Raw genomic sequence first — 14,473 nt, 5'->3', positions numbered from 1 at the left:
TATAATTTATAGTCGTTTCAATTCGTCAGTAGATGCAGTTCCCTTATACTTGCTCTTCGACTCATTAAAGCGGTAGGTCACAGTAAGTTTAAATGTCCTCTTATCATTATCATTCCATTTATTACTAATAACCCCATTCGTGTTAATTTGCCATTTCTCACGACTCGTGTTGAATATGTTTGTAACACTCAAGTTAAATCGCAGTCGGTTATTTAAGAAGGTCTTTATACAGTATAGTTCAGCATAAGAGTTTGCATAGTAATACATCACGCCGTTATCCGTATGTCCAGCTGTGGTATAGTCTATTTCACACCCTACATTAAAAGATGTAGAGAGTTTTAAAAGATTATCCATTTCAAAATACCAGTTAGGCTTGTTGTATCTTTGACCATTATATGACACAAATGGTTTCGTGAAATTCACTTGCAATTCAGGTTTCCATATTTTGAATAGTGTAGGAGAGTAGTTGGCAGAAAAGTTCATGTAGCGTCTATCCATATTGCGAGTTTGAAAGAAAGCAATAGAATCATTCGTCTCATAGTGATCATAAATGAATGAAATACCATCTTTTATTGTTGCATAGGTAGAAACAAACTGGAGGTCTTTCCATGCTAATGTTAGCGTAAGCATATTTGTTTTGCTAGGTTGTAACTCTGGATTTCCACCTTCGTATGAATACGGACTGTTTATGGCTACAGCATTGCGTAGTTGAAAATAAGATGGTCGTTGCGTTGTATAACGGTAAGCCAGTGAAATATCTACATTACCAATATTATAGGCAATAGACCCCGATGGGAAAAAGCCACCATACGATTGACTGGCTTCTGGGGATTTTATAGCATCAACATAGTAATTAAAGTTGGTGTATTCGTATCTAAGCCCTATGTTTGCGCTCCAATGTTCATTCCATGATTTGTTATATTCTAAGAACCCTGCATAAAGTTGTTGGTTGGCTTTGTTTGTTGTTGAATGGAGATCGTTTTGCACGGTTGCACCATCAACTACTTTGTAGTTATTATTGTTGTTCGTATATGAGGCTTCCATACCAGTCTTAACATTTCCGCCTAATAAGGGAGAAACAAAGATGAGTCTTCCTGCATATAGTTTGTTTTTTGCGTTGTTATGTGAACTAAGATTACTTAGAGAAATGTTGTAGTCTTGTTTATCATTGCTATTTCCATTAAGATAGTCCATATCAAGTTTCAAATAGGAATCATCATTGACCCCGTAGTCTAAATAAGCATTCACGTAGTGGCGCTTAGATGTTCGCTGTCTATAGTCTTGAGATGAGGCACGATTAGTTACGATACCTAAATGTTGTCCTTCCAAGTCGTCAAAACAATTGAAGTTATTACTTGGGGTGTCGGTGTATTGGTAACGTAATCCTACAGACGAGCGGCTGTTCCATTGATAGTTAGTACCTAGGGTCGTTAACAGGGTAAGGTTTCGTCCTTTGAGTTTAAGTTTATCACTGTTTTCCCAATCTCCGTTATGACTATCCATCGTTTGGTTTGCACTTAACATATTTCTGTAGTATCTTGCAGATCCAAAAATATCCAAACCATTTTTTCTATAGTTTAATGTTCCACCAGCTTGGTGTGATAATACACGCTCTGCACTTAAATTTCCGTCTACAATACCACTTAATCCATCGCCTTTAGCTTTAATCGTAGATATTCGGATGACAGAATTTACTGTAGCATCGTATTCTGCGCCAGGGTTAATAATAACCTTCACATTCTTTATTTCAGAGGAATTAAGTTGCTTTAGTTCCGTATTATCGTATACCAATCGGTTATTGATATAAATAAGTGGTGTCCCTTTGCCCAAAACACCGTAAACATCGTTTTTCAATGTAACAAGTGGCAGGTGCTTTAGCACATCCGACGCATAGCCAATATTTGCTAATGGACTTTTCTCGATGTTGACAGTTAATCCTTCAGCAGAACGAGTAATCAAATGCCCTTTTACAACGACTCCTTTCACCATCATTTGAGAAGGCTCCAATTTGGTCAATCCCATATTTGGATTAGTAAATGTTCGCTTGATAGTCTTGTAGCCTACATAAGAGATACGAGCTATCACTTTCTGTGATTCGCACGGAATAACGAAATATCCATCCTCATTGCTTACTCCATTGCCTATAATGGTAGAGTCAGTTGGTGATAATAGTGTGATGTTTGCAAATTCTAGTGATTGTCCATGCTCATCAATGATTCGCCCTTTGTAGTGGAGTGCTGCCTTTTGAATGCACTCTACAAGCAGAATGTTTTCATCCATTGTTGTCATTTTGATAGGGTAGAAACCTATCATCTGTCTGATGGCATCGGGTATAGTTTTGTTTTTAATGTCTGTAGTTACATGAAAGTCCTCCAAATCATTATAGATAAAATTGATGGCATAGTTATGTTGTTCACTATTCAACTGTTTGAGAATAGCAGATATTGGTGTGTTATTATAATGAAGATTCACACGTTGGGCAGAAAGATGAAGACTTAATGCGCATAATAAAATGATAATAGTCTTTCTCATGATCATTCCACAGTTATAGTGTTGTCTGAATAGATGATGTTGATATGTTCAAAACCATTGAGAATCTTAAGACAATAATCTAGAGATTGTTTCTTGTCCCAATTAAAGAATAATCTAATTTTACCAGTATCTTCATTCTGATAAACAACCTTCACGTTATAGAATATAGCCATCTGATCTAGAATATCTTTCAGCTTAGCATTTTCAAATACCACAGGCTTCATGTCTACAGAGTCTTTCTTTATTTCCTTCTCAGATTTCGTGTAGTTCTGGCTATTCACCTGTTTTGTCATACTCGTTTTTATGGTCGGTTTATGACTTATTGAAGTATGTAATATACCTAACTGAATGACTGCAGCCAGAGCCACACCAGAAAGAAATACAATGCCTATTATAGAGGCTGCAATTTTCATCCAGTTATACTGGTGACGAAAATGCGTCTTTGAGAATTGTTGCCAAGCATCATCCACATTTACCTTTTGTGGATTTAGCTTTTTAATAGCTCGTTTGATTCTTGCAGCATCATGAATTGTTGCTTTCAATTCCTCATCAGCTAGAATTTCTTCAATTTGCTGATCAGAATATCTATCCGGATGTTCTTGGATATCAAAGAATACCTTCTTCTTTTCTTCTATCGTTTTATTAATCATAGTCTTGCTTATTTTAATTGTTTACGAATAAAGTCTATTGCCTGTGAAAGGTGATTGTAAACCGTGACTTTGCTAATTCCTTCTTGGTCTGCAATTTCTTGATACGACATTTCCTGCAAATAGCGCAGTTTAAGAATCAATTTACGGATAGGAGGTTCGAGCCTATCAATAATTTGCATCAGACGGTCGAGTAGCTCATTATCACTTTCCAGAAACATGTTGTCATTTTCATCCATAAGTAATTTCACCACCTTTTCTTTCGTAGTTTTGTGTGCGAGTATGTTCAGACATCTGTTTTTCACACTACGCATAAGGTAAAACTCTTCACTTTCTGGTAAAAGGACAAACTGTTCTGTAAGAATTTTAGCGAATACATCACTCACCACATCCTTACATTCGTCTTCATCATAGAGAATGCATCTGGCAAGATTGTACATCTTCTCATAATGTGTTCGGAATATTCTTTCTATGTCAGTTTTTTGCTTCATATACTAATAATACAGTTCTACAATACAAAAAACTAAGCAAGACATAAGTTTTTTTTGTAGTAACGTCATTATTCTTTAAAGTATCATTCGTTTTTATGATTACAAAGATAGCTATTATTTTTGTTTTCCTTTTATGAGATTAAAAGATAATGAGAACATTAGATAGCTTGGAATATTATTATACCGTATTTCTGTCCTTCCTTGTGCATTAACAGAATATTTTGTTGACTTCATTTGGTGAAGCAAGTCAAATGTTTGAAGTTTTGCAATAATTCTGCCTTTGGCAAAAGGATGGGTTAGCTGGGCATTCAATAAGAAATCATTGGTATTCATTAAACTACTACCATAACCACGCCGACTGTACATAGTTGCATCTGTCGCTATTGTAAATTTGATGATAGGGATTGTGTACTGCAATTTGCCTCCATATTGGTAGTCATAGGCATTGATAGAAGTGAAGTCTGTTCGGTCACTTCTAGAGAATCTGCCAGATACTTTACCCGTTAGCCCTGCAGAAAATGTTTCGTAGCGATAGTTTAGTTTTGCATTCAATCCTGTTACAAGCGTTTTCACAAGACTAAGATTGGCAGTTGTGTTATTATATGCGATATCAAAATCAACATTATGATCATACTTAATGGTGGCATCTATATCTAGACTTATTCGCTTTTTAAGGTCCAAGTATTTATCTAATCCTATTTCCAAATTAGCTTGCCAATTAGGCTTTGAAACGTTATCCATTCTGTAAGTATAGCTACCCGTTGTGGTGTCATAATTGACATGGTTGCCCCATTCGTGAAGAATACAGCTTGCATCCGCCTTTACCCACCATGTAAGGTCTAGGGAATCATTACGAATATTCGTGCTCATTTGTAAATCGTGAGTTATTCTGTTTCTTAGATTCGGATTATTTATGGCTAATAATAGAGGATTAATACTGTTTTTATATGGCATAAGAAGATCAAAAGAGGGCTGCTCTACGTTCATGTCATATTTGATCGTTTGTTTATTCTTTCCAAAGCGACTATACCACAAATTAGGGTTAAATAAAACTTTAGAGCGGTTGGCTATAGTGTCGAGTAAAGACTGATGATAATACATCTGTTCTTTCGCCCAATCTACAGGAATCTTTAGGGAGAATATTGAGTTGTTAATGTTCCTAGTAACATTCAATGCAGCCTGCCATTTATGTTCTGTTGAATGATAATTGTAACTATTTGTATCAAGATGATCATCTAAGGAATCTTTGGCAAAGTAGTTTTGCGTTTTGTTATCCTGTCTATTGATAAAAGAGATAGACGGCCCGAATGACCAGCCTTTAGGTAGATTTATGTTATACCCCAATTCTGCAGAATATGAATAGTGATGGTTAGCATTATCGTTAAAGTATTCTAGTATTTTATATGTTGATTGATTGGCATAATATATACTCTGGTTGGTGCTACTGTTGTTTGGCTTATTGGTCTTATAAGTTCCGTTTAAATCCAAACTAAGATAGTGTCTCCAAGGTAAGCGAAAACCAAAATTTACATGAAGTCTTGTATCGAACATTTTGTGATTGTTGTTCGAATAATAATTTTGAAGATTAATAAACCTGTTCTGAAAAAGAGAATCAATACTCTCTGAGTATCTCTTTTGGTTACTATAGTTAAGAAAAAAAATCAGTACTGAAATTGATATTCCCTTCATGGGCGTAAACCTGTGTTAAAGATAAATCTAAGTTTTTGTTATGCGTGGTTGAAGTTGTGTTTTTTAAGATATTCCCTTCTGAGGAAAAAGATTCTTTGTTATCGATTTCTCTGATGTTATCATCATCCCATTTTGCTAATACGTCAAGATTTTCGCGTGTACGATATCCATTCGTATTCTTCTCAAGCGTAAGTCCAGCCTGTTTTGTGGTCTTTACTCCCTTTGGGGATGATGCCGGATTCCAGCTTCCATCCATTCCTGGCTTGCGGTCTTCATTCGTATTGTTTGTATTGGCAAAAGTTGCAATATGAGTCTCGTCACCCATCATAAGACCAAAAATGCGAGCTTTCCATCTATCTTTAGTTCCTGCTCCTGCTTCTCCATTGACCAGAGAACTATTGACGTATTTCTTTTTAAGGCGTACATCCATCACGTAGTCCTTCCTTCTTTCAATACCATTCTGTTCAGATAGTGGTCTTTCCTTATGGTAAACTTTGAGATCTTTGATAGTGAAGTAGGGTAGGTTTTCCATAATAACTTGATTCTTTCCTTTAAAGAAATCATTTCCATTTAATGTTAAGTAATCTATCTTTTCGCCATGAATGTAAATTTCTCCTTGATCATTGATCTTGGCTCCCGGAAGTTGTCTGACAAGCGCATCAAGCATAGAACCGTCAGGAAGATTGAAAGCTGAGGCGTCGTAAACAATGGTGTCACCCCGATAAGCGACTTGTATTCTTGTTGCTTTTACTGTAACCTCGTTAAGATAATGAATTTTCTTCATACGATGGGTCGTGACATAATACTCGTCTTGTCCTTTCTTGGGTTTCAGATTAAAAGAAAAATAGTTGTCATCGTAGCCTTGACAGGAGCATTTAATGATATATGTTTTTTCAATAGCTGGTACATGAAAGTAATATCTTGATAATATTTTTTCTAAGTGGCAGGTAGTTGTGTCAATAACCAGAGAGTCTTCAGACATCAGAGTAACTTTCGCTCGTACAGGAAGATTTTTGATAAAAGAATCAAAAACATTCCCAAAAACGATAATAGTTTTCTGCTTGCTAATTTTCTGTTCATCTTGTTTTGACGCAAACGCTGATACAGAACAGATTAATAACATTAATGTTAAGATATAAGTTTTTTTGCGGTTCATTTTTATAGATTATACCTTACAAATGTAATAAAATTTTATTTAAAGATAAAAGTAAACTACTATTTTTAAACATCATTAATTATAATGCTCTGGTAATTATACATTCACTCTTCTTCAAGCTTTATTTTTACAAGCGGCTTTGATGGCTTATGATAATCCGAAAGCTTGAATAGGGTATTCCGTTTTTTATTTCAGTTATGAGTCTCAAACTTTCCTTATCCATGTAGTTTTAATAATGCAATATACATTTTATGCAGTAATTTTCAAAGTCAGATATAATGAATTTATTTTGTCATTTCCTGATTCATGTGATCAACCGTTTCTTAAATAGTGTTTCATTACGAAATATATTTGTTAAAATCAACTCTATTTCGAATGTTTTAGTAATGAAAAACTTGATGTGAAACTTATTTAGGCATATCTTTGCTCATGTAAAACAAAACGGACCACCATGAAGCAGAAAAGCAATACACTTACAAAAGCTGAGTTTGATGTGATGTCTACTCTCTGGGATATCAATCATTCGGCAACTGTTCACGATATTCTTGAACATTTCGCAGAACCTAAACCTGCTTATACCACAGTGGCTACTTATATGAAGTTGCTCCTAGAAAAAGGATATGTGGATTATTTCAAGGTGAAAGGCGAAGGTAAAACGAAGATATATCAGGCTAAAGTGACACGCGCTGAGTATACCCGACAAGCCATGGCTGGTGTGAAGAAAGATTTCTTTGGTGGTTCATTGCGCTCCTTGTTGAATTTCTTTGTAAAAGAGGAAAATTTGTCTGACGAAGAGATTGCAGATTTGTTGAGTACCATAAATAATGAGCAAGCATCAGTTTCTATTGAGGAGGAGAAAACGCTATGAATGATATATTTATTTATTCAGTGAAGTCATCCTTGGTATTAACAATGCTCTACTTGCCTTATATGCTGATACTTCGCAAGGAAAGTTTTTTCCGCATGAACCGTATAATCCTGCTAAGTATTCTCTTTTTCTCGCTCGTTCTGCCAGCATGCAACTTTTCTGCATTGGCAATTGTCAATGAGCATGTGGCTGAAGCAACAAAACAAGTATATGTCCGATTCGACACTGTGAAAGTAGTCTCAAATAGCTCTGCTCTGACGACATCTCAAAGTCAATTAGAATCCTTTAATTGGAGCATATTGCTGTACGGCATCTTGATTCTTGGAATGGTAGTAACGGCGCTTGTACGCTTGCTTCAGATGACGCGTATACATACCATGATGAGGCTGGGTTGTCTGTGGAGTAAGAAGGAAGAAGGTTGTACCATTTATTGCCATTCCGGTGATATCTCACCTTTCAGTTGGATGAAGAGTATTGTGATCAATGAGAATGACTACCATGAGAATGGCCATCAGATAATCCTTCACGAGAAGGGACATATCCTCTGCCATCATTCGTTTGACATTCTGTTACTCACCCTTGTGCAAACGTTGCAATGGTGGAATCCATTGGTCTATATCCTCGGCAATAGTCTTCGTGATGTGCATGAATATGAGGCAGACAACTATGTGCTTACTGCTGGGGTAAATACACAGGAATATCAAATATTATTGATTCGTAAAACTTTGGGGACTAGAACCTACGCCTTTGCAAATAGTTTCAACCATAGGCTAGTTAAAAACAGAATTACCATGATGATGAAGAAAAATACAAATAAGTGGGCATACGGAAAGACATTATATCTGATCCCACTCGTAGCATTTGCACTTTGTGCTTTTGCAAGTCCTAAAACTGAAGTGAACAATGCCTCTCAGAATGTCAAAGTAAAGCAGGTAAAGAAAACAACAATTGAGACTGTTGAAATTATTCCTCAGGTCAAAGGTGATAAGGTGTATACTGATGCTGAGTTTCAGGCAATGATGAATAAGCAGTATGCCGAGTGCAAGAAGCATTTTGGCTCTAATACTTTATCCAACAAGATGATTCTAGTTGACAAGAGTGGAAAATATAGTACTACCTATGAAAAGAAGAATGGCTGGTGGGTGAAAGTATCCAAAGAGCCATTCTCATCCACCTCATATAGCACTCACTACAAAAAGGTTAATGGTAAGCTGGTAGAAGCATCCCAAAAGGCAGTTACGCCTCAATTGATAAAGAAATAAATCGATTCTATTATTATCGCAAACATCAAACTCACCTATTTAGTCCTAAGTTGATATAGATGAGCAAGGCACATCCTTGAATGATGTGCCGAATGCTATATTATAATAAATAATCTTTTGAAGCTGAAAGGCTGACAAACATAACTATTCAAAAATAGGGTGCAACTACTATAATAGATCTTTCGAGCTTAGATTTTCTGATAGACAAATTGAATTTTGAACATTTCTGCTGTCTTCCCAGCGTTTTTGCGTTTTTTTAGCTACGAAGCTACGGTATCTCTCGCAAAGCTTATAAACAGAGGGCTTGGCGATATGTAGCTATGTCAATTTAGCTACGGTAAGCTACGTTCTAGCTACGTCATTAATATTTTCTTATATAATGTATGTGCAGGCACGCGCACACTTAGGGTTTTGAAAATATAAGTGTCGAAGTGTCAACTTAATGAATATCAGTATTTTATCGACGAATCAGATGTCGTAAAGTGACGGTGAACTGGCGGTGAAATATCAAGCTTTTCATGCATTTCTATATAGAAACGCAACTGATTCCATATAGAAACGCAAACGTTTCTTCGATGTTTTATCTTCTATTGCTTCGTAAAACGCAAGTTGTTTCTTCGTAAAACGGAATGTAAAACATCGCAAAACGCATCCCAATTCTTCGTAAAACGCAAAGCGAAATAATGAAAAATATCCCCCATATTTTACCGACGAATAACCGACACTTACTGTCACTTAAAAAGTGTTCTAATAAATTGATGGTCAATGAATAGACACTTCGACACTTATTTTTACGAAAAACTCTGAGTGCGCGCGTATGCACACGTACATGTATTGCGGCGTGTAGACTTAAATAGATAAGACTTTGGCTAACAGACTAACCTAAATCTGATTGCATGGGCAAAAATTTTGCAGTATCTTTGCCGAGAATTCAGCGGAATTCGGCAGAACTTTAAAACAAGCTTGATAATTCTGCTCTTGTTTGTATATTCCTTATGTTCCTTAAATGCAGACAACTGTTCTTTGAAAAATTTACTTATAAAATACCTTCAATCGCTAAAACAACACAAATCACCGTAGCTAGGACGTAGCTTACCGTAGCTAAATCTTGCAAACTAGATATTGTGAACCCTTTGTTTATGGGCTTTGCGAGAGATGACGTAGCTTCGTAGCTAAAACAAATAAAAAATATAGGGAAGATCACCAAAATATTATAGAACAGTAAACAGCTCTTTATTCATTCTTTGTAACTCAAAGCCTAATACTTTTTTCAATGAAAAGGTCCTTTCATATATAAAAAATATTAATAGTAGTTCATCTTTGCTACAAGCAATAGAATATTATTTCTATATTTGCAATATGATCAAATATAAGCCAAAGAGAATGAATATGAATTGATTTTGTTTTCTTAAAAAATAGATTGTATGCATAGGATAAGCGTTGTAAAGTACCATAAATCTTGCGCAAAATATAGTATTGAAAAGAGAATAAAATTACTCATTCTGATTTGTCTATAACGTAGTAATAACATTAAAATATAAGATTATGCCATTTGTACGAATAAGTTTACCGAAAGCGTTTTCACAAGAAACAAAGGATAATATATCTAAGTCTGTCCACCATTCTTTAATGCAAGAATTTAATATTCCTGAAAATGATTATTTCCATATTATTGAAGAATTAGGACCGCAACAAATTAAATATCCGGAGACATATCTAGGTATAAACCATACTGCTGATATTGTATACATTCAAATCATTGCAGGACAGGGGCGTACATTAGATCAAAAACGAGCTTTATATAAAGAAATCGCTAATCAAATAGCTAGTTCTACGACCGTAACCAAAAACAATATCATCATCGTATTACTAGAAAATGATGGTAGCCAGAATTGGTCGTTTGGAGACGGATTGATACAAGAACCAACACATTTAAAATTATGATCACAGATAGTTGTGTTGAACTGTTGTGAAAAACTTTGTAAAGGAAGTAATAAAGTATAGAAACCTTTTTTCTCATACCTCGCTATGCTTTTTAATTTTGCACTTAGTTATAAAATATTCTAGTATTCTTTATAGTGTGCAACAATATCATAGTTGTTTAGTATGACCATATCTTATTACTTTACAGTGTTAGTCTAAAAAGTCTGCAAGCATAGAAGTCTTAAACTCTCCTAGGAAGTCAAAATGCATGATGACGGTATACAGTATGGTAAGAAATTATATAAATTAAGATAAAGAAGTATGTTAACGCCTTACGGCATGAACTCACTGAGCTAGCATGCAAAAACTGCAAGTTACTCCACTTGCAGTTTATTCATCTCATAGCATGTCATTATGATGATATGATTAACTTTTGTAATGTCCGTAACCTTTTAGCTGATTTATTTCGCTTTACGCTCAAGGAGGTCATCTAGCTCATAAGAATAGTAGGGAGGGTACTTTTTTAGCAGATCCCGATATTTTGGCTCTAAGGGGTTATCCCCACTACAATAAATACAATTTACAAAATAGTCAGAAGCAGTTTCATCTTCATAATATTCGTCTCTCTTTTGCATCGGAAGTTGTAACGTTTCACTCACAAACTGGTACGCCCAAGGATCAGGATACGCAAGAACAGTACGGAATAGTTGTTCGAATCTCACATCACGGTTATGACGATGTGATTGTAGTTCATAATCACGTATCCTGCGAAGATAAGGTTGAAATAACTTGTCAGGCCAAAGTTCTACTGCAGTCAGAGCATTGTATGTGATATCACAGTAATTAGCTTCAAAATCTGGTTTCTTTGATGCTTTATCTAAGTTTTGATAGGCGCATAACCCTTTTTCAATCAGTATTTTATCACATGGTTTTCGATATCTGGCTATTGTTCTTAACGCTTGATTAATGTGATATTTCTCATAGAGTTCCTTGATTCTTTGATAATAGGATGGTTTTGGATTTATATAATATAACAAATTTTTAGTAAAAGCATACTGAGTGGTTGAAGGAGTGAACAACGCAAGGCTGTCATTACGGATAGAGTCTTGTTTTGAAATAATGTCATGGTTTACATACTGTTGGGCATAACACAACAACTCACTACCAAAACAATAGTTAGATCGATCGTCAGTATTAAACATGCTTATTGCTGTAGTATCTTGATAGTTTTCAAGTAGTATTTTTTCCAGATTTTTACTTTTTGTGACCATTAATGCAACAAAAGCTGTAAAGCGGAGTCTGGGAGAATATCTTTTATCGGTAAACTGAATAAGTTGATCCTCATCACACAGTACAGAAAGCATGGTCTGATATTTGCCTCTAACCCAGAAATACTCTTTTTTATCCTTCGTTTGTAATACAGCCCCATGGTAAGATGCATATTTTGTAGTATCAATAGATGATATTTCCCGATGTATACCTTCTGGAGTCATTTGATCCCGATCAGCCAACATGGATTGAGATATATCAAATTCGGTCGTATTATTCAATAGAAATACAAGTTTTTCGATATCCTGTTGACGTTCTGTTTTACAGCTACAAACACTCAAGGATAAAAAGCAAATGGCTATGGTGTAGAGTATTTTTAAAACGCTCAACTTCTTTTGTTTTTCTGGTGTCATTATTTTTATTTTTAGTTCTTGCAAAGTTAGAAAAAAATATTGAATTGTACCAATCTTTTTGCACAAACTTGCTCATCACATTCCCTCGTTATTCCTGTAGTTTTTAGTAGCGATTTCTATTAATTATACGAAAATAGGGTGCAACTACTTGAGTTGCACCCTATTCTGTTATTTTATATTATTGTTGATGATCAACAACTACTTAACCTCTTCGAAGTCTGCATCCTGAATGTCTTCACCAGCCTGAGCACCACCTTGTGCCTGCTGTCCTGCCTGAGCGTCAGCTCCTGGCTGTGCACCTGGTTGTGCACCACCCTGATACATCTGAGCACTTACTTCCTGAACTGCTGTGTTTAGAGTTGCTGTTGCTGCGTCGATAGCTGCAACGTCGCCACTCTTTTGAGCATCTTTCAACTGCTGAAGAGCTGTTTCGATAGCTGGTTTCTTATCAGCAGGAATCTTATCAGCGTTTTCTTTCAAGAAATTCTCTGTAGTGAAAATCATTGAGTCAGCCTGATTCATCTTGTCAATCTTCTCACGCTCAGCCTTATCTGATGCAGCATTCTGCTCAGCTTCAGCCTTCATGCGATCGATTTCTTCCTGACTCAAACCACTTGAAGCCTCAATACGAATCTTCTGTTCCTTGCCAGTTGCTTTATCCTTTGCACTTACGTTAAGGATACCGTTAGCATCGATGTCGAATGTTACCTCAATCTGTGGAACACCACGACGTGCTGGAGCAATACCTTCAAGGTTGAACTGACCGATACTCTTGTTCTGAGATGCCATAGGGCGCTCTCCCTGAAGTACGTGGATAGTTACTGCTGTCTGGTTGTCTACTGCTGTAGAGAATGTTTCGCTCTTCTTGCAAGGAATAGTTGTATTTGACTCAATAAGTTTTGTCATTACACCACCCATAGTCTCAATACCCAATGTAAGAGGAGTAACGTCTAGCAATACGATGTCACCAACTCCGTTTTCTTTGTTAAGGATAGCTCCCTGAATGGCAGCACCTACTGCAACAACCTCATCTGGGTTTACACCCTTTGAAGGCTCTTTGCCGAAATAGTTCTTAACCAATGTCTGTACGGCTGGGATACGAGAACTACCACCTACGAGGATAACCTCGTCAATATCTGATGTTGAAAGTTTTGCATCACGTACTGCACTCTGGCAAGGTACAAGACAAGCCTGAATAAGATCGTGTGCAAGCTGTTCAAACTGTGAACGTGTAAGAGTCTTTACAAGGTGCTTTGGAACACCGCCCTCTGCAGAGATATATGGCAAGTTGATTTCAGTAGATGTAGAACTTGAAAGTTCAATTTTTGCTTTCTCAGCAGCTTCTTTAAGACGCTGCATTGCCATTGGGTCTTTCTTAAGGTCGATGCCTTCATCAGCCATGAAACCGTCAGCAAGCCATTTGATGATTACCTGGTCGAAGTCATCACCACCAAGGTGAGTATCACCATTTGTAGAAAGTACTTCGAATACACCGCCACCAAATTCAAGAATAGAAATATCGAATGTACCACCACCAAGGTCGAATACAGCGATCTTCATATCTTTGTTAGCTTTGTCTACACCATAAGCAAGAGCAGCTGCTGTTGGCTCGTTAACGATACGCTGAACGTTAAGACCTGCAATCTGACCAGCCTCCTTTGTAGCCTGACGCTGTGAATCAGAGAAGTATGCAGGAACAGTGATAACTGCGTCTGTAACCTCCTGACCAAGATAATCCTCAGCAGTTTTCTTCATCTTCTGAAGAACCATAGCTGAAATCTCCTGTGGAGTATATCTGCGACCCTCGATTTCAATACGTGGGTAACCATTTTCATTTATTACAGTGTAAGGCATATTTTCAGCTTCCTTACGGCTCTGGTCGTAAGTCTCACCCATGAAACGCTTGATAGAATATACCGTATTCTGTGGGTTTGTGATAGCTTGACGCTTTGCAGGATCACCTACCTTGCGCTCACCATCCTTAACAAAACCAATAACTGAAGGTGTTGTACGCTTACCTTCACTGTTTGCGATTACTACCGGTTCGTTTCCTTCAAATACAGAAACGCAACTGTTAGTTGTTCCTAAGTCGATTCCAATAATCTTTCCCATTGTTGTATATTTTTTGTTTTAATTCTTGTTTTCTTTGATGTCTGCGGATTTTCCAGAGACACTCTTTAAATAACAAACCATGTGCCAACGACTATACAATGACAAATGGCT

10 protein-coding genes are annotated in these 14,473 nt (G+C 36.4%); 3 read left to right on the top strand and 7 right to left on the bottom strand.

All coding sequences use genetic code 11. From position 1 onward, the window contains the following. Positions 1 to 6: 6 nt before the first annotated feature. From HEQ28_RS07380 to HEQ28_RS07360, 5 genes are all read right to left on the bottom strand, one after another. Positions 7 to 2,532 (bottom strand): TonB-dependent receptor domain-containing protein, encoded by a 2,526-nt coding sequence (locus tag HEQ28_RS07380; protein ID WP_434501629.1) that lies wholly within the window; start codon positions 2,530 to 2,532, stop codon positions 7 to 9. A gap of 2 nt (positions 2,533 to 2,534) precedes the next feature. Next, positions 2,535 to 3,182 carry a DUF4974 domain-containing protein gene (locus HEQ28_RS07375; protein WP_434501628.1) on the bottom strand — a complete coding sequence of 216 codons (648 nt, stop codon included), beginning with the start codon at positions 3,180 to 3,182 and terminating at the stop codon, positions 2,535 to 2,537. Positions 3,183 to 3,190: 8 nt separating this feature from the next. Then, the gene (locus HEQ28_RS07370; protein ID WP_434501627.1) at positions 3,191 to 3,670 is read right to left on the bottom strand and encodes a sigma-70 family RNA polymerase sigma factor; all 480 of its coding nucleotides are present in this window, start codon (positions 3,668 to 3,670) and stop codon (positions 3,191 to 3,193) included. Between the two features lie 114 nt (positions 3,671 to 3,784). Beyond that, the gene (locus HEQ28_RS07365) at positions 3,785 to 5,221 is read right to left on the bottom strand and encodes an outer membrane beta-barrel protein (protein WP_434501626.1); all 1,437 of its coding nucleotides are present in this window, start codon (positions 5,219 to 5,221) and stop codon (positions 3,785 to 3,787) included. A 97-nt stretch (positions 5,222 to 5,318) separates the two neighbouring features. Further along, complete coding sequence (locus HEQ28_RS07360; RefSeq protein ID WP_434501625.1) at positions 5,319 to 6,482, bottom strand: hypothetical protein; 1,164 nt, start codon at positions 6,480 to 6,482, stop codon at positions 5,319 to 5,321. A gap of 484 nt (positions 6,483 to 6,966) precedes the next feature. Between HEQ28_RS07360 and HEQ28_RS07355 the strand changes: the two genes are divergently transcribed. From HEQ28_RS07355 to HEQ28_RS07345, 3 genes are all read left to right on the top strand, one after another. Next, positions 6,967 to 7,383 (top strand): BlaI/MecI/CopY family transcriptional regulator, encoded by a 417-nt coding sequence (locus tag HEQ28_RS07355; RefSeq protein ID WP_207154838.1) that lies wholly within the window; start codon positions 6,967 to 6,969, stop codon positions 7,381 to 7,383. Then, entirely contained in the window at positions 7,380 to 8,645 is a 1,266-nt protein-coding gene (locus HEQ28_RS07350; RefSeq protein ID WP_434501624.1) for a M56 family metallopeptidase, read from the top strand. Before HEQ28_RS07355 ends, HEQ28_RS07350 begins: the two co-directional genes overlap by 4 nt. Before the next feature lie 1,545 nt (positions 8,646 to 10,190). Further along, positions 10,191 to 10,589, top strand: a complete 399-nt coding sequence (locus HEQ28_RS07345) for a tautomerase family protein (protein ID WP_434501623.1) — start codon at positions 10,191 to 10,193, stop codon at positions 10,587 to 10,589. 440 nt (positions 10,590 to 11,029) lie between these two features. Here the strand turns inward: HEQ28_RS07345 and HEQ28_RS07340 are convergent, their stop codons facing one another. Both HEQ28_RS07340 and dnaK read right to left on the bottom strand, forming a co-directional pair. Further along, positions 11,030 to 12,250 (bottom strand): hypothetical protein, encoded by a 1,221-nt coding sequence (locus HEQ28_RS07340; RefSeq protein WP_434501622.1) that lies wholly within the window; start codon positions 12,248 to 12,250, stop codon positions 11,030 to 11,032. A 198-nt stretch (positions 12,251 to 12,448) separates the two neighbouring features. Next, complete coding sequence (dnaK, locus tag HEQ28_RS07335) at positions 12,449 to 14,362, bottom strand: molecular chaperone DnaK (protein ID WP_434501621.1); 1,914 nt, start codon at positions 14,360 to 14,362, stop codon at positions 12,449 to 12,451. Positions 14,363 to 14,473 lie beyond the last annotated feature (111 nt).

Source organism: Prevotella sp. (assembly GCF_051059605.1).
GTDB lineage: Bacteria > Bacteroidota > Bacteroidia > Bacteroidales > Bacteroidaceae > Prevotella.
Note: the sequence above shows the minus strand (reverse complement) of the source record. Positions and strands in the feature narration are given on the sequence as shown.